The 26669-nt window shown below is 52.7% G+C and carries 24 protein-coding genes; 13 read left to right on the top strand and 11 right to left on the bottom strand.

Translation table 11 applies throughout. The annotated features are described in order from the left end of the window. Positions 1 to 25 precede the first annotated feature (25 nt). From pspC to pspA, 3 genes are all read right to left on the bottom strand, one after another. On the bottom strand, positions 26 to 385 hold the full coding sequence (gene pspC / locus KWG64_RS20095; protein ID WP_101077027.1) for an envelope stress response membrane protein PspC: 360 nt from the start codon (positions 383 to 385) through the stop codon (positions 26 to 28). After that, entirely contained in the window at positions 385 to 612 is a 228-nt protein-coding gene (pspB, locus tag KWG64_RS20090) for an envelope stress response membrane protein PspB (protein WP_195814486.1), read from the bottom strand. Before pspB ends, pspC begins: the two co-directional genes overlap by 1 nt. 82 nt (positions 613 to 694) lie before the next feature. Further along, on the bottom strand, positions 695 to 1366 hold the full coding sequence (pspA, locus tag KWG64_RS20085; RefSeq protein ID WP_195814485.1) for a phage shock protein PspA: 672 nt from the start codon (positions 1364 to 1366) through the stop codon (positions 695 to 697). A gap of 233 nt (positions 1367 to 1599) precedes the next feature. Here pspA and pspF point away from each other — a divergent pair, with 233 nt between their 5' ends. Next, the gene (pspF, locus tag KWG64_RS20080; protein ID WP_218522941.1) at positions 1600 to 2604 is read left to right on the top strand and encodes a phage shock protein operon transcriptional activator; all 1005 of its coding nucleotides are present in this window, start codon (positions 1600 to 1602) and stop codon (positions 2602 to 2604) included. 225 nt (positions 2605 to 2829) lie between these two features. Here the strand turns inward: pspF and zigA are convergent, their stop codons facing one another. Further along, positions 2830 to 4017 carry a zinc metallochaperone GTPase ZigA gene (gene zigA / locus KWG64_RS20075; protein ID WP_195822962.1) on the bottom strand — a complete coding sequence of 396 codons (1188 nt, stop codon included), beginning with the start codon at positions 4015 to 4017 and terminating at the stop codon, positions 2830 to 2832. A gap of 221 nt (positions 4018 to 4238) precedes the next feature. Here zigA and sapA point away from each other — a divergent pair, with 221 nt between their 5' ends. The 7 genes from sapA to dtpA all read left to right on the top strand — a co-directional run bounded on the left by sapA (position 4239) and on the right by dtpA (position 13093). Then, positions 4239 to 5903, top strand: a complete 1665-nt coding sequence (gene sapA, locus KWG64_RS20070) for an ABC transporter substrate-binding protein SapA (protein WP_218522940.1) — start codon at positions 4239 to 4241, stop codon at positions 5901 to 5903. Continuing rightward, the gene (gene sapB / locus KWG64_RS20065) at positions 5900 to 6865 is read left to right on the top strand and encodes a putrescine export ABC transporter permease SapB (protein WP_152325752.1); all 966 of its coding nucleotides are present in this window, start codon (positions 5900 to 5902) and stop codon (positions 6863 to 6865) included. Before sapA ends, sapB begins: the two co-directional genes overlap by 4 nt. Beyond that, entirely contained in the window at positions 6852 to 7742 is an 891-nt protein-coding gene (sapC, locus tag KWG64_RS20060; RefSeq protein ID WP_195822959.1) for a putrescine export ABC transporter permease SapC, read from the top strand. The genes sapB and sapC overlap by 14 nt, the downstream gene beginning before the upstream one ends. Then, positions 7742 to 8734, top strand: a complete 993-nt coding sequence (sapD, locus tag KWG64_RS20055) for a putrescine export ABC transporter ATP-binding protein SapD (RefSeq protein WP_104922501.1) — start codon at positions 7742 to 7744, stop codon at positions 8732 to 8734. The genes sapC and sapD overlap by 1 nt, the downstream gene beginning before the upstream one ends. Next, on the top strand, positions 8734 to 9543 hold the full coding sequence (gene sapF, locus KWG64_RS20050; RefSeq protein WP_195814479.1) for a putrescine export ABC transporter ATP-binding protein SapF: 810 nt from the start codon (positions 8734 to 8736) through the stop codon (positions 9541 to 9543). The genes sapD and sapF overlap by 1 nt, the downstream gene beginning before the upstream one ends. A gap of 252 nt (positions 9544 to 9795) precedes the next feature. After that, positions 9796 to 10998 (top strand): peroxidase-related enzyme, encoded by a 1203-nt coding sequence (locus KWG64_RS20045; protein ID WP_195814478.1) that lies wholly within the window; start codon positions 9796 to 9798, stop codon positions 10996 to 10998. 583 nt (positions 10999 to 11581) lie between these two features. Continuing rightward, on the top strand, positions 11582 to 13093 hold the full coding sequence (dtpA, locus tag KWG64_RS20040; RefSeq protein WP_195822957.1) for a dipeptide/tripeptide permease DtpA: 1512 nt from the start codon (positions 11582 to 11584) through the stop codon (positions 13091 to 13093). 101 nt (positions 13094 to 13194) lie between these two features. Here dtpA and KWG64_RS20035 read toward each other — a convergent pair whose 3' ends face one another. Then, the gene (locus tag KWG64_RS20035) at positions 13195 to 15090 is read right to left on the bottom strand and encodes a diguanylate cyclase domain-containing protein (RefSeq protein ID WP_218522939.1); all 1896 of its coding nucleotides are present in this window, start codon (positions 15088 to 15090) and stop codon (positions 13195 to 13197) included. A gap of 164 nt (positions 15091 to 15254) precedes the next feature. Beyond that, a complete protein-coding gene (locus tag KWG64_RS20030) occupies positions 15255 to 16286 on the bottom strand; it encodes an AraC family transcriptional regulator (protein WP_195814475.1) in 1032 nt (343 codons plus the stop codon). 304 nt (positions 16287 to 16590) lie between these two features. Here KWG64_RS20030 and KWG64_RS20025 point away from each other — a divergent pair, with 304 nt between their 5' ends. From KWG64_RS20025 to gstA, 5 genes are all read left to right on the top strand, one after another. Continuing rightward, on the top strand, positions 16591 to 16860 hold the full coding sequence (locus KWG64_RS20025; protein WP_152325744.1) for a hypothetical protein: 270 nt from the start codon (positions 16591 to 16593) through the stop codon (positions 16858 to 16860). 142 nt (positions 16861 to 17002) lie between these two features. After that, positions 17003 to 18136: a diguanylate cyclase gene (locus tag KWG64_RS20020; RefSeq protein WP_218522938.1), complete on the top strand. Its 1134-nt coding sequence runs from the start codon at positions 17003 to 17005 to the stop codon at positions 18134 to 18136. 190 nt (positions 18137 to 18326) lie between these two features. Next, on the top strand, positions 18327 to 20000 hold the full coding sequence (locus tag KWG64_RS20015) for a bifunctional diguanylate cyclase/phosphodiesterase (RefSeq protein ID WP_195822953.1): 1674 nt from the start codon (positions 18327 to 18329) through the stop codon (positions 19998 to 20000). A gap of 124 nt (positions 20001 to 20124) precedes the next feature. Further along, positions 20125 to 20991 carry a 4-hydroxy-tetrahydrodipicolinate synthase gene (gene dapA / locus KWG64_RS20010; protein WP_218522937.1) on the top strand — a complete coding sequence of 289 codons (867 nt, stop codon included), beginning with the start codon at positions 20125 to 20127 and terminating at the stop codon, positions 20989 to 20991. Between the two features lie 199 nt (positions 20992 to 21190). Continuing rightward, entirely contained in the window at positions 21191 to 21796 is a 606-nt protein-coding gene (gene gstA / locus KWG64_RS20005; protein WP_218522936.1) for a glutathione transferase GstA, read from the top strand. Between the two features lie 102 nt (positions 21797 to 21898). Here the strand turns inward: gstA and pdxY are convergent, their stop codons facing one another. The 5 genes from pdxY to anmK all read right to left on the bottom strand — a co-directional run bounded on the left by pdxY (position 21899) and on the right by anmK (position 26581). After that, the gene (pdxY, locus tag KWG64_RS20000) at positions 21899 to 22759 is read right to left on the bottom strand and encodes a pyridoxal kinase PdxY (RefSeq protein ID WP_195822950.1); all 861 of its coding nucleotides are present in this window, start codon (positions 22757 to 22759) and stop codon (positions 21899 to 21901) included. A gap of 101 nt (positions 22760 to 22860) precedes the next feature. Beyond that, positions 22861 to 24135, bottom strand: a complete 1275-nt coding sequence (tyrS, locus tag KWG64_RS19995) for a tyrosine--tRNA ligase (RefSeq protein WP_195814468.1) — start codon at positions 24133 to 24135, stop codon at positions 22861 to 22863. A gap of 162 nt (positions 24136 to 24297) precedes the next feature. Next, the gene (gene pdxH, locus KWG64_RS19990) at positions 24298 to 24963 is read right to left on the bottom strand and encodes a pyridoxamine 5'-phosphate oxidase (protein WP_195814467.1); all 666 of its coding nucleotides are present in this window, start codon (positions 24961 to 24963) and stop codon (positions 24298 to 24300) included. Between the two features lie 103 nt (positions 24964 to 25066). Then, positions 25067 to 25378 carry an MliC family protein gene (locus tag KWG64_RS19985; protein WP_152325736.1) on the bottom strand — a complete coding sequence of 104 codons (312 nt, stop codon included), beginning with the start codon at positions 25376 to 25378 and terminating at the stop codon, positions 25067 to 25069. A gap of 84 nt (positions 25379 to 25462) precedes the next feature. Then, on the bottom strand, positions 25463 to 26581 hold the full coding sequence (gene anmK, locus KWG64_RS19980; RefSeq protein WP_218522988.1) for an anhydro-N-acetylmuramic acid kinase: 1119 nt from the start codon (positions 26579 to 26581) through the stop codon (positions 25463 to 25465). Positions 26582 to 26669: the final 88 nt, after the last annotated feature.

The following is a 26669-nucleotide window of genomic DNA, read 5'->3' as shown; positions in this document are numbered from 1 at the left end:
GCCAGAGGCGTAGCGAAGAATCAGGCTAAAGCTGGCGGAAGCGGCTGCGTACGCCAAAAGTTTCTGAGGTGACGTAACGTTCAACCTGCCGCAAACGCTGCTCGCTGGCTTTCAGCTCGCGATCGGCTTCTTCGAGTAAACTGCGCGGCGATGGCGCGGTCTCTTCGTCATATTCGCTGGCCGGAACCGGATCGAGCACGTAACTCAGAATGATGTAAGCCACCAGCGTGAACATGAACAGGCCAAAAAACACCGACAACACCGCCATGATGCGCAGAAGTTTGACCGGTACGCCGAGATAGTGCGAAAGCCCGGCCAGCACGCCCTTCACCACGCCCTCTTCCGGCACGCGGTAGAGTTTTTTCTCAGACAAACGCGTCGCCATTATGATTGCCTCCAGCCCGGATGCTCGGCGTCCAGAATTTCTTCCAGCGCCTGAATACGTTCGCGCATGCGCTGCGCTTCATGTGTCAGGTTCGAGAGATTTTGTATCTCATGCTGACTGAGCTGACTGCCATTTTGCTGGCGGTTGCTGTAGTGAAGCCATAACCAGACAGGCGCCACGAATAAAACAAAAATAGTCAGCGGAATTGCTAAAAACAGGAAGCTCATTATTTATCCTTAATTCTGATGAGTCTTATGGGTGCGTTAACCCCGCATAACCTGCCTGCGGACAGGCAGGTTTACCGGAATATTACGCGTCCTGATTACCGTTCATTTTGGCTTTCAGGGCAGCAATTTGCGCGCTGATTTCATCGTCGGCTTTCAGCTCAGCAAACTGCTGATCCAGCGATTTCTTTTTGCCAATACTGACGCTTTCCGCTTCTGCTTCCATATGATCGATACGGCGTTCGAACTGCTCAAAACGCGCCATCGCTTCATCAATTTTACCGCTGTCGAGCTGACGACGAACGTCACGCGAAGAGGCTGCCGCCTGATGACGTAACGTCAGCGCCTGCTGGCGGGCACGGGTTTCAGTCAGTTTGCTTTCCAGCTCGCCAATTTCTGACTTCATGCGATCCAGCGTTTCTTCAACGACGGTCACTTCGTTTTTCAGCGTCGCCACCAGCTCGGACAATTTCTGTTTCTCAATCAGCGCAGCACGCGCCAGATCGTCTTTGTCTTTACGCAGGGCCAGTTCGGCTTTGTCCTGCCATTCAATCTGCTGGGATTCACCCTGATCAATGCGGCGGATCAGCTGTTTCTTTTCTGCCAGCGCGCGGGCAGAGGTTGAACGCAGTTCCACCAGCGTGTCTTCCATTTCCTGAATCATCAGACGAACCAGTTTTTGCGGATCTTCTGCTTTATCCAGCAAGGTGTTGATGTTGGCGTTAATGATGTCAGCGAAGCGAGAAAAAATACCCATAATCGAAATTCCTCTTTGATTCTGTTTGGTTTCCGGCCAATTGTTTACCGGTTAAAGCCGCAGGAAAATTTTCATCCGCGGCGATAAACCTATATCAGGATCCGTGCCAACTTTTTAAAATCATTATCTTCATGAATAAATTGAATTTTTTATTTTCGTCTCTGCTATGCTTAATTTCCAAGATGATTATTTTCACTAAGAGTTAGTGTGTTTCACCACACAAGGAAAGCCTCATGCCTGATAACACAGACAATTTACTCGGCGAAGCCAATGCGTTTATCGAAGTGCTGGAACAGGTTTCGCAACTGGCGAAGCTGAATAAACCGGTTCTGGTGACCGGTGAACGCGGCAGCGGTAAGGAACTCATCGCGCACCGTCTGCATTATCTGTCACCGCGCTGGCAGGGGCCGTTCATTTCGCTGAACTGCGCCGCGCTCAATGAAAATCTGCTGGATTCCGAGCTGTTCGGCCACGAAGCCGGTGCGTTTACCGGCGCGCAGAAGCGCCATCTCGGACGCTTTGAACGGGCAGACGGTGGCACGTTATTTCTCGACGAACTGGCAACCGCGCCGATGCTGGTGCAGGAAAAATTATTACGCGTGATCGAATACGGACATCTGGAACGCGTCGGCGGCAGCCAGCCGTTACAGGTCGATGTGCGGCTGGTATGCGCGACGAATGATGATCTTCCGGCACTGGCCGCCGCCGGAAAATTCCGCGCGGATTTGCTCGACCGTCTGGCGTTTGACGTCGTTCAGCTTCCGCCGCTGCGTGAGCGCCAGCAGGACATCATGTTGCTGGCTGAGCATTTTGCCATCCAGATGTGCCGCGAACTCTCCCTGCCGCTGTTCCCCGGTTTTACCGGACATGCCCGCGAAACGCTGATGCACTATCGCTGGCCGGGCAATATCCGCGAACTGAAAAACGTCGTGGAGCGCTCGATGTACCGGCACGGTACCAGCGATTTTCCGCTGGATAACATTATTCTGAATCCGTTTGCTCAGCGGGCAGCGTATTCCGCACCGGAGGAACCGCGTGAAAGTGTTTCGTTACCGGCGTTGCCGCTGGATTTAAAACAATGGGTCACCGGTCAGGAAAAAAATCTGATTGAGCAGGCGTTGCGGCAGGCGCGTTTCAACCAGCGCAAAGCCGCTGAGCTGCTAAACGTGACGTATCATCAATTACGCGGAATGTTGAAAAAGCACGGAATACAGGTGAATGCGCAGGAAAGTGACTGAATAACAGGCAAAAAAAAGCCAGCACCCGAGCTGGCTAAGTAATACTGGAAGCAATGTGAGCAATGTCGTACCTCGCGATTAACGCCCCTGGCGGGACACCTCTCGTCCGGTGAAAAGAATGATAATGGTTCTCAGTATCGTCTGTAAAGTGTTTTGTTGAGAATATTTCTCATTACCACACTGTTTTTACGGCTACTTTTTGAACAACCTTACCGACATTACGGACTACCATTCAGGGAAAGGATCGGCCATCGCCATCCAGCTGTCGATCCCTTCAGCCATTTGTTGCTCGCTCAGCAGACATGCATCCAGCCGGTGAATAATCTCTTCTTTATCCAGATGCTGGCCGATGAATACCAGCTCCTGACGCATATCGCCAAACGGCTCAACCCACTTTTCCATGATTTGCTGGCGGGTTTCTTCATCCTGCGGCCAGTCATTTTCGGGCAATGCGCGCCAGAAAATCCCCGCCATGCCATAACGCGCGATCCCGCCCGCCTGGCTCCACTGCCCGGCAAAACGCGGGCGCGTCGCCAGCCAGAAAAAACCTTTCGACCGCAACAACGTCCCGCCACCCCAGTCGCCGTGTACCACGCGATAAAATTTATCCGGATCAAACGGCCGGCGCGCGGTGTAGACAAAACTGCTGATGCCGTACTCCTCGGTTTCCGGCGTATGTTCACCGCGCAGCTCCTTCAGCCAGCCCGGAGCCTGCTGCGCTTTGGCAAAATCAAAAAGGCCGGTATTGAGCACATTTTCCAGCGGCAAACTGCCCGGTGATATAGGAATGATTTGCGCTGCCGGGTTCAGGCTTTTCAGTAAAGCAATCACTTCACGCTGCTGCTGGCTGTCGAGCAGATCCGTTTTGCTTACCAGTAAGACGTTACAAAATTCAATCTGGTCAATCAGGAGATCGGTCACGCTGCGCGCGTCGTCCTCGCCCAGACTTTCACCCGCCTCCTGAACGCTGCGGGCTTCCTGATATTGCTGCATAAAATTGACGCCATCCACGACGGTGACCAGCGTATCCAGCCGCGCAAATTGTGAAAGGCTTTCGCCGTTTTCATCTTCAAACGTAAAGGTTTCCGCCACGGGCAGCGGCTCTGAGATACCGCTCGATTCAATCAGCAGATAATCAAACCGCCCCGCCTGTGCCAGTTCGCGCACGGAAATCAGTAAATCTTCCCGCAACGTGCAGCAGATGCAGCCGTTGCTCATTTCCACCAGTTTTTCCTGCTGGCGGTCGAGCGTAATTTCGTTAGCGACCAGCGCCGCATCAATATTGACTTCGCTCATATCATTGACGATCACCGCTACGCGCATGCCCTCACGGTTGTTCAGAATGTGGTTCAGCACGGTAGTTTTCCCCGCGCCCAGAAAGCCGGAAAGCACGGTGACGGGCAGTAAAGACATAGTTAACCTCGAATCAGAAGACCGCGCAGGCAAAATACTTCGCCTGCAATTATTGTTATAATATAACATAACAATGCCAGCGCGATTTCAAGAGTTTTCTGAAGGAACGGATAAAATCTGCGCGAAGTGCCGCAGGATTTCACCCTGTTTTGTGCAATGGATTGGGGTACCTCGCAGAGTACGGTACACTTAAGGCATTGCACCTTAACTTTGAAGCCTTTATGCGTCGTCTAACTTTGTGGATGCTTTTACTGAGCAGTTTGTCCACAGCAGTTTTTGCTGAGACTGCTCCAACACATGCCAGCCCGACGGTGGCCAGCGCGCCAGTCAAAGATATTCGCCAGAGCGGCTTTGTCTATTGCGTCAACGGCATGGTCAATACCTTCAATCCGCAAAAAGCCAGCAGCGGGCTGATTATTGATACGCTCGCTGCACAGCTTTACGACCGTCTGCTGGACGTTGACCCGTATACCTATCGCCTGATCCCTGAACTGGCGCAAAGCTGGGAAGTGCTCGACGACGGCGCAACCTACCGTTTCCATCTGCGCAAAGATGTGCCTTTTCAGAAAACCAGCGGGTTTGCACCTTCACGTAAAATGAACGCCGATGACGTGGTGTTCAGCTTCCAACGCATCATTGATCCGAATAATCATTTCCACGGCGTTAACGGCGAAGAGTACCCGTATTTCGACAGTTTGCAGTTTGCCAAAACGGTGAAAAGCATCAAAAAGCTCGATGACTACACAGTCGAGTTTCGCCTGAACAATCCCGATGCCTCTTTCCTCTGGCATCTGGCGACCCATTACGCGCCGGTACTTTCCGCTGAATATGCAGCCAGTCTGACGAAATCAGGCAATGAAGAAGAAATAGACCGTCAGCCCGTCGGCACCGGCCCGTTCCAGCTGGGCGAATACCGCACCGGCCAGTACGTGCGTCTTGAACGCAACGGGCAATACTGGAAAGGCACGCCGCGCATGGCGCAGATTGTGATCGACATGGGCGTCGGCGGCACAGGACGTTTATCTAAATTGCTCACCGGTGAGTGCGATGTTCTGGCGTATCCGGCGGCCAGCCAGCTGTCGATTTTGCGTGAAGATCCGCGTCTGCGTCTTTCCCTGCGTCCGGGCATGAATGTTGCCTATCTGGCGTTTAATACCAATAAAGCGCCGCTTAACGATCCGCGTATCCGTCAGGCCGTGGCGCTTTCTATTAATAACCAGCGTCTGATGCAGTCGATTTACTACGGCACGGCAGAAACGGCGGCGTCCATTTTGCCGCGCGCCTCGTGGGCGTATGACAGCAATGCGCAGGTGACGGAATACAATCCGGCCAAAGCCAGACAAATCCTCAAAGATCTCGGGCAGGAAAAACTGAATCTGCATCTGTGGGTGCCGACGGCGTCGCAGTCGTTTAACCCGAGCCCGCTGAAAACCGCTGAACTTATTCAGGCGGATTTAGCGCAGGTGGGGATTAAAGTGACGATTGTGCCGGTTGAAGGCCGTTTCCAGGAAGCCAAGCTGATGGAGATGAACCATGACCTGACGCTGACCGGCTGGTCGACGGACAGTAATGACCCGGACAGTTTCTTCCGCCCGATGCTCAGTTGTGCAGCGATTCATTCACAGACCAACTATGCTCACTGGTGTGATCCGGCGTTTGATGAATTACTGCGTCAGGGCCTGTTGTCACAGCAGCTTTCCCAGCGCATTGAGTTTTATCAGCAGGCACAAAAAATCCTCGAACAGGAATTACCGGTGCTGCCGCTGGCTTCCTCGCTGCGTCTTCAGGCTTACCGTTACGACATCAAAGGGCTGGTTCTGAGTCCGTTCGGCAACTCTTCATTCGCAGGCGTCTTCCGTGATGACGAAGGAAGGAAAGCACCATGATTATCTTCACGTTACGCCGCATTTTGTTGCTGCTGGTCACGCTGTTTTTCCTCAGTCTGGTAGCGTTCAGCCTGAGCTATTTCACGCCGAATGCGCCGCTGCGCGGTGCATCTTTGTGGGATGCTTATCGCTTTTATTTCATGGGGCTGTGCCAGTTTGATTTTGGCGTCTCGAGCATCAACGGCGAAAGCATTACTTATCAGCTGAAAGCGGTATTCCCGGCCACCATGGAGCTGTGCGTTCTGGCCTTTGCGCTGGCGCTGTTCGTCGGGATCCCGCTGGGGATTCTGGCGGGCGTAATGCGCGGAAAATGGCCGGATGTGGCCATCAGCAGCCTGGCGCTGCTCGGTTTTTCCATCCCTGTTTTCTGGCTGGCCGTTCTGCTGATGCTGTTCTTCTCATTACAGCTCGGCTGGCTGCCGGTTTCTGGTCGCCTTGATTTGTTGTATCAGCTGAAAACTGTGACCGGCCTGACGCTGGTCGATGCCTGGCTTTCGCATTCGCCGTACCGCCACGAGATGATCATCAGCGCCATCCGCCACATGATTTTGCCGATTGCCGCGCTGGCCGTTGCGCCGACCACGGAAGTGATCCGCCTGATGCGGATTTCCACTGATGATGTTCTGGCGAAAAACTACGTGAAAGCCGCTGCAACCCGCGGTCTGTCGCGCTTTACCATTATCCGCCGTCATGTTTTACACAATGCGCTGCCGCCGATTATCCCAAAACTGGGTCTGCAATTTTCCACCATGCTGACGCTGGCGATGATCACGGAAGTGGTTTTTAACTGGCCGGGCATTGGCCGCTGGCTGATCAACGCGATCCGCCAGCAAGATTACGCCGCGATTTCCGCCGGTGTGATGGTAGTGGGCTCGCTGGTGATAGTCGTCAACGTGCTTTCAGACATTCTCGGTGCCCTGATGAATCCATTGAAACATAAGGAATGGTATGCCCTTCGATAACGTATACCGTGAAAAACAGGTTCCCAGCCCGCTGCGTCATACGTGGGGGATTTTCTATCGCGATACGCTGTCGATGATCGGCTTCTACGGCGTGCTGGGGCTGCTGTTCCTGTGTGTTTTCGGTCATCTGCTGGCGCCGTATGCGCTTGATCAGCAATTCCTCGGCTACCAGTTGCTGCCGCCGTCGTGGTCGCGCTACGGGAATGTTTCATTCTTCCTCGGTACCGACGATTTAGGCCGCGATTTACTCAGCCGGATGTTAACCGGCGCGGCACCGACCATCGGCGGTGCACTGGTGATTACCCTCGCGGCGTCGCTGTGCGGCGTGATTATCGGCGTGCTGGCGGGCATTACGCGCGGGCTGAAATCAGCGATCCTCAACCATATTCTCGATACGCTGCTGTCCATCCCCTCCCTGCTGCTGGCGATTGTGGTCGTGGCCTTTATTGGCCCGAAACTTGAACACGCAATGCTGGCCGTCTGGCTGGCGCTGTTGCCGCGTATTTCCCGTACGATTTACAGCGCCGTGCATGACGAACTGGAAAAAGAGTACGTGGTAGCCGTGCGTCTGGACGGTGCATCAACCTGGCAAATCCTGCGTTACGCGGTGCTGCCAAACATTGTGGCCGTACTGGCAACGGAATTTACCCGCGCGCTGTCGATGGCCATTCTGGATATTGCGGCATTAGGTTTTCTGGATTTAGGCGCGCAGCTTCCGTCACCGGAATGGGGAGCCATGCTCGGTGATTCGCTGGAGCTGGTTTACGTCGCGCCCTGGACGGTGATGCTGCCGGGTGCCGCAATCCTTGTCAGCGTGCTGCTGATCAACCTGCTGGGTGATGGTGTGCGCCGGGCGATTAATGCAGGGGTGGAATAATGCCGTTACTTGATATCCGTAACCTGACAATCGAATTTATGACCGCTGACGGCCCGGTAAAAGCTGTCGATCGCGTGAGCATTACGCTTAACGCCGGCGAAGTTCGCGGGCTGGTGGGCGAATCCGGCTCAGGCAAAAGCCTGATTGCCAAAGCCATCTGCGGCGTGACCAAAGACAACTGGCGCGTCACCGCTGACCGGATGCGTTTTGATGATATTGATTTGCTGACGCTGTCCCCGCGCGAACGGCGCAAGCTGGTCGGGCAGAACGTGTCGATGATTTTTCAGGAACCGCAGTCCTGTCTGGATCCTTCCGAAAACATTGGCCGTCAGCTGATTCAGGCCATTCCCGGCTGGACATACAAAGGCCGCTGGTATCAGCGCTGGAAATGGCGTAAAAAACGCGCCATTGAGCTGCTGCACCGTGTCGGGATTAAAGATCATAAAGACATTATGGCCAGCTATCCGTATGAGCTGACCGAAGGCGAATGTCAGAAAGTGATGATTGCCATCGCGCTGGCCAATCAGCCGCGTTTGCTGATTGCGGATGAACCGACCAACGCCATGGAACCGACCACACAGGCGCAGATTTTTCGCCTTCTGGCGCGGCTTAATCAGAACAATAACACCACCATTTTGCTTATCAGCCACGACCTGCAAATGATGAGCAAATGGGCCAACCGCATTAACGTACTGTATTGCGGACAAACCGTGGAAAGTGCCGTGTGCGAAGACTTGCTGGCTGCACCGCATCATCCTTACACGCAGGCGCTGATCCGCGCGATGCCGGACTTTGGCCGTTCGCTGCCGCATAAAAGCCGCCTGAATACGCTGCCGGGTGCCATTCCTTCTCTGGAACATTTGCCGATTGGCTGCCGTCTGGGGCCACGCTGCCCTTATGCGCAGAAAAAATGCATTGAAACACCGCGCCTCCGCCTGGCAAAAACGCATGCATTTGCCTGCCACTTTCCGCTGAATATGGAGGAGCAATAATGGGCGAGACCTTGCTTGAAGTCCGCAACCTGAGCAAAACATTCCGTTATCGCACCGGCCTGTTCCGCAAGATGGATCTCGATGCCGTGAAGCCTGTCAGCTTTACGTTGCGTGAGAAACAGACGCTGGCGATTATTGGTGAGAACGGTTCGGGGAAATCCACGCTGGCGAAGATGCTGTCAGGCATGGTTGAACCGAGCGGCGGTGAAATCCTGATTGATGAACATCCGCTGGAGTTTCGCGATTACCGCTACCGCAGCCAGCAAATCCGCATGATTTTTCAGGATCCGAGTACGTCGCTGAACCCGCGTCAGCGCATCGGTCAGTTGCTTGAAGCACCGCTTCGCCTCAACAGCGAGATGGATGCCCAGCAGCGCGAACAACGTATCAACCAGACTTTGCGGCTGGTGGGCATGTTGCCGGATCACGCGTTTTATTACCCGCATATGCTGGCCTCCGGGCAAAAGCAGCGTGTCGCACTGGCGCGTGCTTTAATCCTGCAACCGAAAGTGATTGTTGCCGATGAAGCACTGGCGTCGCTTGATATGTCCATGCGCTCACAAATCATCAACATGATGCTCGAATTGCAGGAAAAGCAGGGTATTTCCTATATTTACGTGACGCAACATTTGGGCATGATGAAACACATCAGCGATCAGGTGCTGGTGATGCACGAAGGCGAAGTGGTTGAGCGGGGAAACACGGCGGAAGTGCTCGCAGCACCGCTTCATGACCTTACCAAACGGCTCATCTCCAGCCATTTTGGTGAGGCATTAACTGCCGATGCCTGGCGTCGCGACGGGAACTGACACAGACGATCTCTCACGCCTTTCTGGCACTAAAACCGGCATCAGCTCCCTGAGCCGGTTTTTTTATGATTCTAATTTCACAAAATGTCGATAAAACGTCTGCCGAAATCCCTTCATCTGGAATATTCACGGTCTTCTATTCCATTTCGCTATGATTTATCGCTTAACATTATTTTATCTCGACAGCGGTATCGGCAAGGATAGGGTCTGTAAATTCGCCTGAGTGACAGGCTTGAAGCAAAGGACCCGATCATGGAACAACAACGCAAGGCCGCGCACAGCGGCTGGTATCACGAAACACAATCCAGCCAGTATGGTCACCTGCCACTCGATCCTCATGCCGCGTTGATTCAGGATCGCTTTTTACTCGGACTGGAAAACCAGCTCGACCCGACGCTTCGCCCGCTGATTAATGACCGCCAGGGTTTGCTGCGCGCTTCCCGCGCCTGTTACGACGTGCTCTTTCCGGACAACCTGAGCGTTTCGCGTACCGAAACCTTGTCCTTATATGACCGCCTCAGCAGTGCGCTGACAGTCGCGCAGGTGAGCGGCGTACAATGTCTTTGTAGCCATTACGCTGCCCGCCTCGCCCCCCTTTCCAGCCCCGACGCCTCACGTGAAAGTAACATCCGCCAGACCCACATTACCCAGTTCGCCCGCTTACTCGCCACGCAACCCACGTTAATTACCGCACCGATGCTCAGTCAGCTTTACGACGTCGGGCTGAGCACGCGCGATATTGTCACGTTCACGCAGCTCATCGGTTTTGTCAGCTATCAGGCGCGCGTGCTGGCCGTTCTTAACGGTCTGCGTGGCCGCGCGGCGGCTGTATTACCAGGATTCCCGTCGCCGGAAGGATGCGAGCAAAAAGGGTTCTCACTGGCGATGCTGCAATGGACATCGCGTTTGCCGGAAGTGGTGCCGGAAACCGCCAGCCGTCACCAGCAGGATGTGCTGGATTTGATCGCACCGGATGCCCGTTCTTCTTCTTTCTATACGCTGCTGGTACACGACGCCGATGCGCTGAGCGAATTCTCAGCCGTGTTCAATAATATTATGCAGGCTGGCGAACGCCCGAAAGCCGCGTGGCGCGAGTTGTCGGCGGTGACGACGTCGCAGTTAAACGGTTGTCTGTACTGCGCGGGGATCCACGGCCGTCTCTATCTGGAAGCGGGCGGAAGTGAAACGCTGATCGAGGAATTGTTTAAAGAAAGCCATCGTGATGACGCCGTTGATTTTGTCTCGCAAAAACGGGCAGATGCCAAAGAAGCGGCGTTGCTCGAAGCCGTGATTACGTTAACCCGTACACCGGAACGTTTTGACGCACGCCGTCTGCACGGTTTGTCTGACGCGGGTTACAGTGCCGTACAATCTCTGGATATCCTGCTGACCGCAGCGTTGTTCAGCTGGTCGAACCGTCTGATTCAGACGTTGGGCGATACGCTCAACAGATAATGCAGGGCGCGTTTTTCATTCATGCTTTGCCCCTCCTTTTCGGCAGGATATTCGCCTGCCGAATCCATTAAATGTAAATGCCTCCGCCTTCTAACCGCCATAAGTCGTACTAATCTTATTTTCAACCGGAAATTTAGTGTTAAAACGAGAGGCAGATCACATCAGGTTATTTGCTGCTCTGGTCACAACTTCACCCACCATGCTTTGATTCATAAAACCCCGCAGCAGCCACCATCAACCAGAGATATTCACTGCATATTCACGCTTTTTCAGCCGATGAACCCACCTATGACTTTTCATGTAAAACAAAAACGAATTACACTTCCGGATTATTATTCATACAACATTTTCACATTGTCTATTTAGAAAACATAAACGTTAATTCTGCATAACATTTCGAACATAGTTTAATCAGGACGGATAAGTTAAATGTAACGATACATTTCAAACTCCTTGCCTCATTTACGAAGATAGTGAACATTACCTGCCGTCATCCCATCTTATAACAATGCAAAGGGTGCTTATTTCGCGCCACTTATGCGTTTTCGCCATTCACGGGCGAAAGGAATAAACAGAGGTACGAGTGTCAACTGCAAACAAAACACCAAATAATGAAAGCGTGAGTCTGAACGCGTTCAAACAGCCAAAAGCGTTTTATCTGATCTTCTCCATCGAATTGTGGGAACGTTTCGGTTATTACGGCCTGCAAGGAATCATGGCGGTTTACCTGGTCAAAATGCTTGGCCTGAGTGAAGCTGACTCCATTACCCTCTTCTCCTCATTCAGTGCGCTTGTGTATGGCTTTGTAGCTATCGGCGGCTGGCTGGGCGATAAAGTGCTGGGTTCGAAACGCGTGATCGTGCTGGGTGCGATCGTGCTGGCGTTGGGTTATTCATTCGTTGCCTATTCCGGCCACGAAATCTTCTGGGTTTATCTGGGTATGGCGACCATCGCCGTCGGCAGCGGCCTGTTTAAAGCAAATCCATCCTCATTGCTTTCTACCTGCTACGAAAAAGATGACCCGCGTCTTGATGGCGCATTCACCATGTATTACATGTCGGTCAACATCGGTTCATTCTTCTCTATGCTCGCCACACCTTGGCTGGCCGCGAAGTATGGCTGGAGCGTCGCGTTCTCCCTGAGCGTCGTCGGTATGCTGATCACTATCGTGAACTTCCTGTTCTGCCGTAAATGGGTGAAACGTCAGGGTTCAAAACCAGACTTCGCGCCACTTCAGTTCCAAAAATTACTGATGGTGCTGGTTGGCGTCGTGGCGCTGGTGTTTGTTTCCAGCTGGTTGCTGCATAACCAAACCATCGCACGTATGGTTCTGGGTGTGGTTTCTGTCGGTATCATCATTGTGTTTGCGAAAGAAACCTTCGCCATGCAAGGCATCGCACGCCGTAAGATGATTGTGGCGTTCCTGCTGATGATGGAAGCGGTTGTGTTCTTCGTGCTGTACAGCCAGATGCCAACGTCTCTGAACTTCTTCGCTATTCATAACGTCGGTCACGATCTGCTGGGTATCAGCTTCCAGCCTGAGCAATTCCAGGCACTGAACCCGTTCTGGATCATGGTTGCCAGCCCGATTCTGGCGGCTGTTTACACCAAAGTGGGTGACCGCATGCCAATGCCGCATAAATTTGCGATTGGTATGGTGCTGTGTTCAGGTGCGTTCCTGGTGCTGCCGTGGGGTGCAAGCCTCGCCAACGAACACGGGATTGTGTCTGTTAACTGGCTGGTGCTGAGCTATGCGTTGCAGAGTATCGGTGAGCTGATGATTTCTGGTCTGGGTCTGGCGATGGTGGCACAGCTGGTTCCACAACGTCTGATGGGCTTCATCATGGGCGCATGGTTCCTGACAACCGCCGCGGCTGCGATTATCGCGGGTTATGTGGCGAACCTGACCGCGGTTCCTGCGGATATCGATGATGCGCACGCTTCACTGGCAATCTACAGCCACGTGTTCCTGCAAATTGGTATCGCGACCGGCGTGATTGCTGTACTGATGCTGGTTACAGCATCTAAGCTGCACCGCATGACGCTTGACCGTGAAACTGACGAAAAACAAGCTGAACTGGCTTCTGCTCAGTAAGTAATTACAGAACGTTCTCCGTGTTGATAAACGCTTCCTTCGGGAGGCGTTTTTTTTGTGCTCAATTCCCTGCTCCAAACACTTTCGATCCTAAATACTTTTTATCCTAAGTAATAGCGCCCCTTCCCGCTCTGCTTCGCCCGGTACATTGCCGCATCGGCTCTGGCCATCAGCGTATCCGGTAACAAAGGCTGGCGCGCCCGCCCGACCGCCACACCGATACTCGCCGACAATGCCACCGGCACACCGGCCACGCGTTCGATGGAGTGTAAGGCGCTCATCAGGCTGATACAAATGCGGCTGACATCATTTTCGGTGTTCACCAGATGCCCGAGTAAAACCGTAAACTCATCGCCCGCCAGCCGCGCCACAATGTCCTGTGAACGCAGATTATCGCGTAAGGTATGACCGAAAAATTTCAGGATCAAATCGCCAAATTCGTGCCCGTAGGTGTCGTTGTAAGCTTTAAAGTTATCAATATCTAAAAAGAGTAATGCGATGTCTTTATCTGCTTTTTCTTGTTGTTTTGCGGCATAAATCAGTGACTGCTGGAATGCACGCCGGTTAGGTAATCCGGTCAGTGAATCATGATTGGCCTCGAACTCAAGCTGCGCCTGAAGTTCTTTGATTTCGCTGATATCAGTGGAAAGACCGTAGTATCCGTTACGTACATCATCACAGGGGATCAGCGTGGTGTGCAGAACGCCGCCCTTGCCGTAACGGGAATCATCGGATAATTCAATTTCGTAGCTGACCGTCATGCCCTGCAAAACCTGCCGGATATAGGGCTGAATTTTTTCGTAACTCTCGTACCCCACCACATCCCTGACCTGCTGCCCGTTGACTTTGTTTTCTTCCACGCCGTACCAGTTCGCGTGGAAATGGTTCACAAACGTATATTGTTCATTGGCATCCACGTGGCAAATCAGGGCCGGAATGTTATCGGTTATGGCCCTGAGGCGATTTTTACTTTCAGTCAGCTCGCGTTCGCGGGTCAGGCGCTGCGCTATTTCCTGATGAAGCTGGTCCATCGCCATCTGAAGCTCGTGCGTGCGCGCGGCCACGCGTCGCTCCAGATCTTCCTGTAAGGAATAGAGCGCCTGTTCGATATGCTTTCGTTCAGTGATATCGCTGATGACGACGATATAGTGGTGCGCGTCACCGGTCGCGTTACGCACCAGAGAAGCCGTCAGCGTCACCCAAAGCGTGCTGCCGTCCGCGCGCTGTAGCAGTTTTTCAACGCTGAAACTGTTGATTTCACCCGACAGCAGGCGCGGTACGAGAATGTTTTCAGCGTAGAGATCGTCCGGATGAGTAACATCGTGGAGTAAGCAGGTCCGCAGCTGATATTCGGCGTAACCGAGCATGTTGCAAACCTGCGGATTGATGCGTAACCAGCGCCAGTCCAGCCCGACGAGAGAGAAACCGACTGCCGCGTGGGCAAACGTCTGCTCAAATAAGGCTTCGCTTTTGGCGAGGTTGTCTTCCACCCGCGCGGTGTACTGGCGGTTTTCCAGGTGAAAGATGTAGCTTTGTACCAGCGCAGTCATGTCCGTCAGCGTCTGCTGATCTTCTTCGCTCCACTCCCGCGTGCGGTCGTCAATCAGGCACAACGCACCGAGCGCCACGCCCTCCTTTGAGTACAGCGCACAGCCTGCGTAAAAGACAATGTGGGGATCACCGGCCACCAGCGGGTTGTCGTGAAAGCGTAAATCCAGCCGCGCATCGCGGACAATCAGCGGGCATTGCTGGAGAATAGTGTGACCACAAAACGAGGTATCGCGGGGAGACTCATTGATATCAACGCCGGTGTGGGACAAAAACCATTGCCGGTCAGCATCAATCAGTGAAACAACGACGGCCTTTGCCTGAAACTGGCGGGCTGCCATCCGGGTAATGCGGTCGATTTCCTCAATTCTGGGGGAATCTACTATGCCCAGAGAAGCCAGTAAGGCAAGACGAGCTTGTTCATCAACTGCCTGTTGAGGGACTAACATAATGCACTCTCAATGATTACTGGTGAATATTCCACCAAGTCTACTGTGTTTAACCGGAAAAACGGCCCTGATTCAGCCCTTCACGGGCAAAATTCAGAATAGTGACAGATCACGAAATGCATATAATTTTAACAAATTTCGTACAAGGTTCGACAAATCAACCATTAAAGCGAGCTGACCCAATTCACATGCGTAGCATCGGCCTGTCCGGATTGTTCTGAGTCGCGGCGATATTTCTCCCGCATCTCTGATGGCGTGGTGCCGTAAAACTCATGGAAGTACCGGCGCAGCGCGCTCAGTTCAAGACCGCAATGGCGTGCAATGGCCGCCAGACTTTGGTCCGACATCGAAGATGTGCGTAATAAACGTTTTGCCAGCAGAAGACGACGGCTGCGTATAAATTGCGCAATACCGCCAAGCGGCTCAAATAACCGGTACAAACCGGATCGTGAAATTGCGAAGTTTTTACATAAGACGTCGATGCTGATGGGCTTGCTAAGATGCTTCTCAATGTAAAGGCAGATCCTTTCCAGCCGCGCACTTTGCTCAAACGGATGTTCGACTTTTTTACCCGCCACCAGATGCAGCGTTTGTAGAAACACCGAGGCCGCACCTTCACCGGTGCTCAGCACTTCCTGTTCCGTCATCTGATCAAAAACCTGCACCATCGTCGCAAAGTGGTTACGCAAAATGATGTTTACCGGCGAAGCCGCAGGAATACGCTTGCCATGCAGCGAGGCTATATCGACATTAAAGTGTAGGCTGTGCTTGGGCATAATAATGTACTGATACGAGCCCAGACGCGGCTTACTTTCACCAGGATAAACGTGGATTTTGATAGGCTGCGACATATCCTGAATCAGGATATCGCCCTGAATTAATTCGAAACGTTCACCAAAACACTGGCACGACATTCCGCCGACAATCACGATAAAGATTACGATGTGATCAGGCATCGAAAACAAGTTTCCATACTGCCGGTTGATGTCGTGCTCGCTGACCGTCAGTACGCCGCCGATGACGCGGCCAAAATTGTAGCCGGTGACGCCCCAATCAAACTCTTCGCGGTGGCGATCCGGCAGCTCCAGTTTAAAACCGGCGCTGGACATCCCGTCTTCCCATTCGTAAAAACGGGTTTCGAAGTCCTGATAAATGTTGGCACCGTCAACGATCTTTCGTGATGATGAATCGCTCATTATCTCACCGAAAATTAAGATTATTCCGAAACGATAATCTACGTCATACTGAGAAATCAATGCTCAGCAGCAATTGGTAATACTTTTTCACCAAAACGACTATTTTCTGCGTCCGACGAGTCCAGGCAAAAGACTGTGAAATCAGTCAATAAGCGCGGTTATTCGGTCGATTGCTTGAGTGTTTACTCCGCGATAATTATTTTCGAATCAGTTAATATCGCATTGAAGCTTTTCACTTTTGTGATTTGCTATTCTTCTAAGAAGCACGACAACGCTATTCACTCACTCCCACCAGGAAATTGCGATGGATAAACGAAAAGTCCTGGATGAAGGACGTCAGCTCAAACGCCTGAATGCGGAAACCCGCCGGCAGGTGCACATGCATAAATGGTTCGCTATCGTGGCGGCTCTCGATTGTGTACTGGTCATTTTCTACGATCAGGACATGCGCAATATCGTCTTCTCGGCGGGTGTTTGCGTGGTATGTACCTATTTATGGCTGAAAGGCAGAAAGCAATCCCGTAGCTACCGGCGCGAGTGGGACGCCAAATTCGGCACAAAAAAACAGCTCTGAAACCGTTTCGTAAGCTTAAGCTGCTCTTCCCTTATTCCTTTCATAAAGAAATTCCTAATTTTTACGAAAGTGTTTCTGTTCCGACCTGATTATCGGCCAGAATAACATTTGGCATACCCGCAAATAACAACTCATACAATTTATGCATCTCGACGTTTACACGTTATTTATTTTCGAACTTTATATTCTCATTCTGCTGACCGGTGTCATGCTTTTTGCGTGGATCGGCGGCCGCAGAGATCCAACGCTCGGACTGATGGCGCTCATGCTGGCTTTTGCTACAGCGGGAACACAGCTCAGCAGCATGCGCTCTGATGTGAACGATATTATTCCGGTTTTGTTCAGTAACCTGCTGATATTGCTTTGCTATGGCATTATGTGGTCGGCGGTCAGGGTATTTACGGGCCGGCGGATTATCCTCCCCGGCGTATTCGCCGGGCCGCTGATCTGGGCATTTTTCTGCCTTTCTCCGGATTTCTATCACAGCCTTTCTCAGCGGATTTTGCTGACATCCCTACTGACTGCTGCGTATACGCTGATGACCACCGTGGAGCTGTGGCACGTCCGCAGGCAGCTGAACGTTACCTTCTGGCCTGCACTGCCACTCAGCCTGTTTCATGCGGGGTTCTATCTGATGCGGCCGGTGTTTGATAACGGCCTGCCTTACGCCGAAATGGCCGGAGGTCACAGCAGCGGATTCTTCGCCATACTCATTTTCGAAGCGATTCTTTACGCCATCTGCCTGACTTTTATCATTCTTGCCATGGTGTATGAACGCGGACAACTGAGCTACAAACTGGCTTCGCTGCGGGATCCGCTGACCGGAGTTGGAAACCGTCGCGCGTTTCTGGAATTTGGTAACGAATTGATCAGAAAGCGTAAAAACTGCACCTTACCGTTGCAATTAATGTTATTTGATTTGGATAATTTTAAAAAACTGAATGATCAGTACGGTCATGCAGGCGGTGATTCAGCGCTTATTTTCTTTTGCAATATCGTTAATTCCCTGCTGGAAAAGAAAGATGTATTTGCCCGTATCGGCGGTGAAGAATTTGCCTGTCTGACAAGCCAGCCTAAAGAACAGGCCATAAAACTGGCAGAAACGATTCGTTTCCGGCTGGCACAAAGTTCGCAGCACAATATTCCAATGACCGTCAGCGTGGGTATTGCGTTCAGCGAACTTAATCAGGACACGATTTCTCACTTATTGATCCAGGCAGATCATGCTTTGTATCGGGCTAAATCTGCGGGTAAGAACCGGATTGAACTGAGTTGATCGTTATTCACCCGAACATTATATCGAATACCTTACTTAGGGCGTGATAACCAATTGAATTTCCAAATTTAATAACAACGGTAATAATCTCATCCAAATGTGAGTAATAATTGCAAAAACAACCTGATGAGATTACTGGCTAAAAAATGTTGCCAGAACACACTCATTTCCTGCTCGGGGTATTTAACTCATGCTTACTGATATTGCGATATGCCAGGCAGTTCTTGATGCTCTTCCCGAAGCGACGGTACTTAAAGACGACGAACGCAAACTGGTATTTCTGAATCAGAAAGCCAGCGAGTTCTATGGCCGCACGCGTGAAGAACTGATCGGCCAGGACGTCTCGTTTTTTACCGATCCTGAGCAGGCAGCCCGTCAGCGTGAGCGTGATATTGAAGTGCTGGTCACCGGCGAAAAGACGGTGAACGAAGAAACGCTGGTCGATCCTTCCGGTAAGCGTCGTAGTGTTCTGGTACGTAAGTCACGGGTTACGCTGGAGACCCGCCATTTTATTCTGACGTCCATTATGGACATTTCCCTGTTACGCAGTTCAGAAGCGCAGATCCGTTATCTTGCCCGCCACGATGTGTTAACCGGTCTGCCGAACCGGACCGCCCTGAGTGAAGAACTGAGCCAGATTGCCGCACAGCGAATGTACCGCCCCGAGCCTTACGCCCTTTTCCTGTTAAATCTCAACGACTTTAATTACATCAACGATACCTACGGCTATCAGGCCGGCGACGCTATTTTATGTGAATTTGGTCAGCGTCTGCGCAACGAAGTCGGTAATAACGGCACCGTTTCCCGGATTGGCGGCGACGAGTTTTCCATTATTTTGCGTAACAGCCCGACCAGTGAAATGGCCAATAATCTGGCCCTCGAAATCCTGGTGATGATGCGCCAGCCGTTTACGCTGACCCGCGCCAATCCGATGATCACCATTTCTTTCGGCATCGTGATGTTTGGTGCCGAGAATATTACCGCTGGCGAAATCATGCGCCGGGGCAATACCGCCTTGCTGGAAGCCAAGCAGCGCGGCAAAAATATGTTCTCGTTCTACTCTGAACTGCTCGATGCCAGCAGCGTGAGTAAACGCATTATGGTGAAAGCACTGGCCGAATCGCTGGCAAAAGACGGGGATTTGTCCTGCGTCTATCAGCCGATTTTGCGCAGCCGCGACGAAAAAGTGGTCTGCGTTGAAGCCCTCGCCCGCTGGAACCACGGCGTGCTCGGACAGGTTTCACCAGTGCAGTTTATTGCGCTTGCGGAAGAAACCGGGCTGGTGATTCAGCTGGGTGAAATCGTCCTGCGACAGGCTTGCCGGGATATCAAAAACTTTGAGCAGCTTAATCTGGCGATTAACGTTTCTGCCGTGCAGCTCGGTGAGCCGGATTTCGGGCCACGTTTTCTGGCCGTGCTGGAAGAAGAGGATTTCCCGCCTTCGCGGCTTGAGCTGGAACTGACCGAAACGTCAGTCATGAACGCCAATGCAAACAGCCTCAGTCAGCTGGCGAAACTGCGCAAACTGGGCGTTAAAATCTCTCTGGATGATTTCGGCACCGGCTATTCCAGCCTGAGTTTGCTGAAAGATATCTCCGTGGACAGCGTAAAAATTGACCGTTCGTTTGTGCAGTACGTCACAGAAGTGAATGATACTGCCGCCATCGTCACGGCGGTCTCTCAGCTCGGCAATAAAATGCATCTCAACGTGATTGCGGAAGGCGTGGAAAATCAGCTGCAAAAATCCTTCCTGGTTTCAGCGGGTTGCTCACATCTCCAGGGCTATCTTTTTTCGCGTCCCGTGACCGTCGAAGTGTTAAACAGTTTGTTGAGTAATGAAATGGATATGTTAGCCGGTACATAAAACCCGCAACCATAAGCACCATAGATAACTCAAAACACCTTATTAATTCATTCAATTGGCGCTCGTCCCTGTTTTACTGACATGATCCGAGGCTGATAAAACACGCCGTTTAAGGAATTTCAACATGTCATCGTTTTCAGGTATCTGGGTCCCGCTGGTCACGCCTTTCCATCAGGGTGAGATCGACTTTACTGCACTCAAATCTTTGTGCACCCGGCTCCTCAAACGGGGTGTGGACGGCGTCGTCGTCTGTGGTACTACCGGCGAAGCGCCGATGCTTACCAAAGAAGAACAACTTCAGGTGCTGGACGCCGTACTGGAAGTCGTGCCCGGCCAGCAGGTGATCATGGGGCTTTCCGGCACGCATATGCCGGTGATCCGCGCCATGCAGGACGCCATTTTAGCGCGTCCTGTCGCCGGTCTGCTTATCCCCGCGCCTTACTATATTCGCCCGTCTCAGGCCGCACTGGTCACCTGGTTTACCGAAATTGCCGACCACTCGACGGTTCCGGTTGTGGTGTACAACATCCCTTATCGCACCGGTGTACACATGGAACTGGATACACTTCGCCAGCTGGCTAAACACCCGCAGATTACTGCGGTGAAAGATTGTGGCGGCAGCATCGACCTGACGCTTTCACTGATTGCAGACGGTGAACTGGACGTTCTGTGTGGCGAAGATGTGCAGATTTTCTCGACCCTGAGTCTCGGTGGCGCAGGCGCGATTGCGGCCTCATCGCATATCTTCCCGGAAGAGTTTGTGGCACTGATTAAGCAGTTCAGAGAGGGGGATCTTATTGCCGCCCGAAAAACATTCTTTGGCCTTCTGCCGATGATCCGGCTGATGTTCTCCGCGCCGAACCCGGCGGCGATTAAATACGCCCTTTCACTCGACGGGCTGATGAACAATGAACTGCGTTCGCCAATGCTGCCTGCACCGGAAAATGTCGAAACGGCGGTACGCGATTTCCTGAACCAGCGTTCCCGCTGATTTCACCGGATGACGGGCGAAACGTCCGTCATCCCCTGCGTTATAAAGTGAACAATTGAACGCCCCGTCACAATTAAATCACTGACTTTTGCTCCCGCCGGTTCTAGGATAGAAGCAGACCTTATATCGCCGTGCAGCTGAATCCCGAAGCCGAAATGTTTCGCGGGCGCAGACTGGTAGCTCATCCAATGGAGTGTTTATGAAACTGTATTACAAACCCGGTGCCTGTTCCCTTTCTCCACATATCGTCCTGCGTGAAGCGGGTCTGGATTTCAGTATTGAGAAAGTCGATCTGGCGACCAAGAAGACAGAAACCGGTGATGACTTCCTGACAGTGAACCCGAAAGGGCAAATCCCGACGCTGCTGCTCAGTGACGGCAGCATTCTGACCGAAGGCGTTGCCATCGTTCAGTATCTGGCTGACCAGAAACCCGACCGCCAGCTGATGCCGGAACAAGGTACGCTGGCCCGTTATCACGCGCTGGAATGGCTGAACTACATTGCGACCGAACTCCACAAAGGTTTCTCGCCGCTGTTCAATCCGAAAACGCCTGACGAATTCAAGGCACTGACCCGCGAAGCGTTGAGCAAGAAATTTGCGTACGTGAATGAATCCCTGAAAGGTCACGCATTCCTGCTGGGCACACGTTTCAGCGTAGCCGATGCTTATCTGTTCACCGTGATGGGCTGGGCGAAAGCGCTGAAGTTTGATTTCGCGGCGCTGACCGAGCTGAATGCCTATCTGGAGCGTGTGGCTGCACGTCCGGCTGTTGACGCAGCCATGAAGGCTGAAGGCCTGAAATAAGCATTTCCTGAGTTAAAAAAATGCCCCGGCTGAATAATCAGTCCGGGGCATTTTTATTGAAGCGTGATGTCGCGTTTTACGCGGATCCGATCCTTACGCCAGTTACAATTTTACCGCCGGGAAATGATGTTCCGGTTTAACCATTTTGTCCTGCGCTGCGACGATTTGCAGCTCGTACTCGCCCATCGAATGAGTAGTCAGCATCACCTCGTAAACGGCGGCAGTCACATGCTCCAGCGCTTTATCCAGCGCCTCGCCTTTGAGCAGATTCACCAGCAATAATCCGCTGGTCAGGTCGCCCACGCCAACCGGCTGACGCACGCCGAAATCGACCAGCGGGCGGTCGATATGCCAGGCTTCATCCGCCGTCACCAACAGCATTTCAAAACGATCGCTGTGATATCCCGCACGGCTCAGATGTTTCACCAGCACGATTTTCGGGCCTTTCGCGATAAGCTCACGCGCCGTGGCAACGGCTTCTTCAACGCTTGCCACCGCATGGCCGCTCAGCAGTTCAAGCTCCAGCAAGTTTGGCGCAACGATATCGCAGTTCACCAGCGCCTGATTGCAGTGGAATTCCGCCACGCCCGGCGCCACGATACAGCCTTTCTCAGGGTGTCCCATGACCGGATCGCAAAAATACCAGGCATTGGGATTCGCTGCTTTCACCTTCCGGACAATCTCCAGAATGCTTTGCCCCTGTTCCGGCGAGCCGATATAACCGCTCAGCACGGCGTCGCAGTCTTTCAGGCGATCGATTTCCGCAATACCCTGCGCAATTTCGGTCAGATGGCTGGCGGGCATCACGCAGCCTGTCCAGTGTCCGTACTGGGTGTGGTTGGAAAACTGAACAGTATTCAGCGGCCAAACGTTTGCGCCCATACGGCGCATAGGGAACTCAGCCGCGCTGTTGCCGGCGTGCCCAAAAACAGTATGAGACTGGATAGAAAGAATGCTTTTCATGAGGAATTTCCGATAGCAGCGTCATCGGTGGATGGCGGAATAGCTGAGATCACAGGTCAAAACGGGGAGCTTTTCGCTCCCCGTCGTGCCGGTCGTAAAACTTATGCCCAGAGCAGCAGGGTGTAATTCTTTTTACCGCGACGCAGCAAGGTGTAGCGGCCAAACAGACGATCACCGTCAGTAAAGCTGTACTCGGTGTCAGTCTGTTTTTCACCGTTAACGGACACGGCGTTTGACGAAATCATAGTACGCGCCTGGCCTTTAGACGGCGCCATACCGGCGATCACCAGTGCCTGTTGCAGGTCGGTATCACGCGGGACTTCAAACAGCTCCAGGCCATCCTGCGCCAGCTGGCCGAAATCGACTTCGGTCATTTCGCTCAGGGAACCGGAGAACAGGCTTTGCGTAATACGTTTCGCGGCGGCCAGACCTTCTGCGCCATGGACCATGCTGGTCACTTCTTCGGCCAGAACGTATTGCGCACGCGGGGCTTTACCGCTGTTTTTATCTTCTTCTTCCAGCGCATTGATGTCTTCGATGCTCATGAAGGTGAAGAATTTCAGGAAGCGGTAAACGTCGGCGTCCGCTGTGTTGATCCAGAACTGGTAGAATTTGTACGGACTGGTTTTCTTCGGATCCAGCCAGACTGCGCCGCCTTCGGTTTTACCGAATTTGGTACCGTCAGCTTTGGTGATAAGCGGTACGGTCAGACCGAAGACCTGTTTCTGGTGCATACGGCGGGTTAAATCGATACCGGACGTAATGTTGCCCCACTGGTCGGAACCACCAATCTGCAAGACCACCTGATGGCGGTTGTACAACTCGGAGAAGTCGTAACCCTGCAACAGGTTATAGGAGAATTCGGTGAAGGAGATGCCGCTGTCATCACGGTTCAGGCGCTGTTTCACCGCTTCTTTGTTGATCATCTGATTAACGGAGAAGTGTTTACCGATATCACGCAGGAAAGTCAGCACGTTCATGCCGCCAAACCAGTCGTAGTTATTCGCGGTAATGGCGCTGTTTTCGCCACAGTTGAAATCCAGGAAAGGAGAAACCTGCTGGCGGATTTTCTCAACCCACTCGTTGACCGTTTCGTTGGTATTCAGTTTACGTTCAGTGGCTTTAAAGCTCGGATCGCCGATAAGGCCGGTCGCACCGCCGACCAGCGCCACAGGTTTGTGGCCATTCAGCTGGAAGCGTTTAAGGCACAGCAGTGGCACCAGATGACCCAAATGCAAGCTGTCTGCGGTAGGATCGAAACCGCAATAGAGTGCAATTGGCCCTTGCGCCAGTTGCTCAGCTAACGCTTCTTCATCCGTTACCTGGGCAACGAGGCCCCGCTCTTGCAATTGTTTAATCAGGTTGCTGCTCGCCATCAAAGACTCCGTTTGTATGTACTGAAAATTATGTACTGAATGTGTGCAGATTCATGTCTGACATCATGCCGCGCATGTGCCTTTTCTCTCACCTTTACGGGGAACGACATAGAATAAAGCGCTCGTCGTCCGAGCGCTAGGGAATCGCGTTTTTTTTCGTGGTTAAGGTGCGAGGCGGTCTATTTTCCAGCCAGTTTCTGTTTCTGTTTCATCGCGCTGATAGATAAACCGGTCGTGCAGACGATGTTCGCCGCCCTGCCAGAATTCCATCGAATCCACTTTCACGCGGAAACCGCCCCAGAAGCTGGGAAGCGGCACTTCACCGTTGCTGAATTTTTGTTTGAGTTCGAGGAATTTGCTTTCCAGCACACCGCGCGCCGAGATACGGCTCGACTGCTGCGAAACCCAGGCGCCGATCTGGCTGTCTTTCGGGCGGCTGGTGAAATACTTCATGACTTCCAGCGTCGACAGGCGTTCTGCCTGACCGAGGACGATGACCTGTCTGTCCAGCATATGCCACGGAAACAGCAGGCTGATGCGGGAATTGTTTGCTAACTGCTGCGCTTTGCGGCTACCCAGATTGGTGTAAAACACCAGCCCTTTTTCGTCATAGTGCTTTAACAAAACGATACGCTGGAAAGGCTGACCGCGTTCATCAACGGTAGCCACAACCATCGCCGTCGGATCCGCCAGACGCGCATCGCAGGCCTGTTTCAGCCAGTGTTCAAACAAAGGAAGCGGTTCAGGAGTTAGATCTGCGCGACGCAGCCCGCCGCGCGTGTATTCACGGCGCGAGTCCGCAATATCAAATTCTTTGTTATCAGCCATATGGATTCAAATGCGTCTCTGAGGAAGGTAAAACGCATTGTGCACCCGACGCGTCAGGATCTCAACGTTCCTGACGCAGGGTTTTGGAAAGCGGAAAGCGAGGCTATTTCTGGACGCAATCGTCGATAATGACGTTATCCCCGCGCTGGACGAAGGCCTGATTGCCTTTTGACCAGAAGGTATAGCGGCCATCGCTGTAACGGGTTCCTGATGCAGCTTCGACCTGTTTGAGTTTCAACTGCTCGCCATCAAGCACCATGCTCACCTGCTGTGCCGGTTTATCCAGCGTGACGGTCAGTGGCAACGTACCGCACTGATAATGTAATTCTTCCGTCGGGCTTTCAGCCTGATGACTGAACTGGCTGCATCCTGCCAGCGTTAATCCGGCTAACGAAGCGATAATCGCCTTTTTCATGTGGTGCTCCCTGTAGGTTCTGGTTTACCTCCGTTATGTACCACGCCAGATGGCGCAGCACATTGAGATAAAACCGAGAACGCATCAGGGACGGCTTGAAACCACCGGATAAATCGCGCCAAGCACGGTTTCACGGCTGGCACCGGTCACGGACGGCAGATTCCCCGACTGGCCGGATAACGTTCTGAATGCCAGCCACGCAAACGCCAGCGCTTCCATGTCATCACCGCTGATGCCACAGGAATCCGTGGTGCAGACTTCAGTGCCCGGCAACATCGCCGAGAGCCGCGCCATCAGTAATGGATTACGTGCGCCACCGCCGCACACCATCAGACGATCGCAGCCGCCGGTCAGCTGAACCTGCTCGGCGATGCTTACCGCCGTCAGTTCGGCCAGCGTCGCCTGAACGTCTGCGGGGGGAATTTCCGGTGATCGCGCCAGCTGTTTTTCAAGCCACGCCATATTGAAATATTCACGCCCGGTGCTTTTCGGTGCAGGCTCGGCAAAATAGGGATCCGAGAGCATCTGCTGAAGCAACCGCAAATTGACCCGTCCCTGGCCGGCCCATTCCGCACCTGTATCATACGGCTGGGCTTTATGACGCCAGATCCATGCATCCATCAGCATATTACCCGGCCCGGTGTCATACCCGCGCACCGGTTGCCCCGGCAAAAGCATAGAGAGATTGGCAATGCCGCCAATGTTCAGGATCATTCTGCGTTCTGCCACGTCAGACAGTAATGCCTGATGGAACGCCGGAACCAGCGGTGCGCCCTGCCCGCCCCACGCCATATCGCGGCGGCGGAAATCGCCCACGGTAGTAATACCGGTCATGGCCGCAATACGGTTGTTGTCGCCAAGCTGCATCGAAAAAGTGGTTTTGCCTTTTGGCTGATGCCAGACGGTCTGCCCGTGACAGCCGATCGCCGTAACTTCGTCCGCCGGGATGTTGGCACTTTTCAGTAAGCCTAAAACCGCTTCACCAAATAAAATTCCCAGCTGTGTATCGAGCTCGCCAACCTGTTCAAGCGTAACCTGTTGCCCCTGGCACATCCCCAGAATGGCATTTTTTAACGCCAGAGGAATGGGATGAGAATAGCTCGCCTGCTGCGCCACCATGCGTTCATCAATGGCGGCCAGCACAACATCAACACCATCGAGACTGGTGCCGGACATCACCCCGATATAGCGACCTGACTTCATAGATAACATCCCCAACTCCTCAGGAAAAACGTCCGACAAAGTAATAGCCACAGAGTAATCGGTATTTAGAGAGCAGCGCCATGAGTTA

It is taken from the genome of Rahnella sp. PD12R (assembly GCF_019200965.1).
Lineage (GTDB): Bacteria > Pseudomonadota > Gammaproteobacteria > Enterobacterales > Enterobacteriaceae > Rahnella > Rahnella laticis.
The sequence above is the reverse complement of the archived record's forward strand: the minus strand, read 5'-3'. Positions and strand labels throughout refer to the sequence as shown.

What these genes read in the sequence shown, in the direction of transcription:
- pspC (WP_101077027.1), bottom strand. Translation starts at nt 385, where the DNA reads ATGGCGACGCGTTTGTCTGAGAAAAAACTCTACCGCGTGCCGGAAGAG.
- pspB (WP_195814486.1), bottom strand. Translation starts at nt 612, where the DNA reads ATGAGCTTCCTGTTTTTAGCAATTCCGCTGACTATTTTTGTTTTATTC.
- pspA (WP_195814485.1), bottom strand. Translation starts at nt 1,366, where the DNA reads ATGGGTATTTTTTCTCGCTTCGCTGACATCATTAACGCCAACATCAAC.
- pspF (WP_218522941.1), top strand. Translation starts at nt 1,600, where the DNA reads ATGCCTGATAACACAGACAATTTACTCGGCGAAGCCAATGCGTTTATC.
- zigA (WP_195822962.1), bottom strand. Translation starts at nt 4,017, where the DNA reads ATGTCTTTACTGCCCGTCACCGTGCTTTCCGGCTTTCTGGGCGCGGGG.
- sapA (WP_218522940.1), top strand. Translation starts at nt 4,239, where the DNA reads ATGCGTCGTCTAACTTTGTGGATGCTTTTACTGAGCAGTTTGTCCACA.
- sapB (WP_152325752.1), top strand. Translation starts at nt 5,900, where the DNA reads ATGATTATCTTCACGTTACGCCGCATTTTGTTGCTGCTGGTCACGCTG.
- sapC (WP_195822959.1), top strand. Translation starts at nt 6,852, where the DNA reads ATGCCCTTCGATAACGTATACCGTGAAAAACAGGTTCCCAGCCCGCTG.
- sapD (WP_104922501.1), top strand. Translation starts at nt 7,742, where the DNA reads ATGCCGTTACTTGATATCCGTAACCTGACAATCGAATTTATGACCGCT.
- sapF (WP_195814479.1), top strand. Translation starts at nt 8,734, where the DNA reads ATGGGCGAGACCTTGCTTGAAGTCCGCAACCTGAGCAAAACATTCCGT.
- KWG64_RS20045 (WP_195814478.1), top strand. Translation starts at nt 9,796, where the DNA reads ATGGAACAACAACGCAAGGCCGCGCACAGCGGCTGGTATCACGAAACA.
- KWG64_RS20035 (WP_218522939.1), bottom strand. Translation starts at nt 15,090, where the DNA reads ATGTTAGTCCCTCAACAGGCAGTTGATGAACAAGCTCGTCTTGCCTTA.
- KWG64_RS20030 (WP_195814475.1), bottom strand. Translation starts at nt 16,286, where the DNA reads ATGAGCGATTCATCATCACGAAAGATCGTTGACGGTGCCAACATTTAT.
- KWG64_RS20025 (WP_152325744.1), top strand. Translation starts at nt 16,591, where the DNA reads ATGGATAAACGAAAAGTCCTGGATGAAGGACGTCAGCTCAAACGCCTG.
- KWG64_RS20020 (WP_218522938.1), top strand. Translation starts at nt 17,003, where the DNA reads ATGCATCTCGACGTTTACACGTTATTTATTTTCGAACTTTATATTCTC.
- KWG64_RS20015 (WP_195822953.1), top strand. Translation starts at nt 18,327, where the DNA reads ATGCTTACTGATATTGCGATATGCCAGGCAGTTCTTGATGCTCTTCCC.
- dapA (WP_218522937.1), top strand. Translation starts at nt 20,125, where the DNA reads ATGTCATCGTTTTCAGGTATCTGGGTCCCGCTGGTCACGCCTTTCCAT.
- gstA (WP_218522936.1), top strand. Translation starts at nt 21,191, where the DNA reads ATGAAACTGTATTACAAACCCGGTGCCTGTTCCCTTTCTCCACATATC.
- pdxY (WP_195822950.1), bottom strand. Translation starts at nt 22,759, where the DNA reads ATGAAAAGCATTCTTTCTATCCAGTCTCATACTGTTTTTGGGCACGCC.
- tyrS (WP_195814468.1), bottom strand. Translation starts at nt 24,135, where the DNA reads ATGGCGAGCAGCAACCTGATTAAACAATTGCAAGAGCGGGGCCTCGTT.
- pdxH (WP_195814467.1), bottom strand. Translation starts at nt 24,963, where the DNA reads ATGGCTGATAACAAAGAATTTGATATTGCGGACTCGCGCCGTGAATAC.
- KWG64_RS19985 (WP_152325736.1), bottom strand. Translation starts at nt 25,378, where the DNA reads ATGAAAAAGGCGATTATCGCTTCGTTAGCCGGATTAACGCTGGCAGGA.
- anmK (WP_218522988.1), bottom strand. Translation starts at nt 26,581, where the DNA reads ATGAAGTCAGGTCGCTATATCGGGGTGATGTCCGGCACCAGTCTCGAT.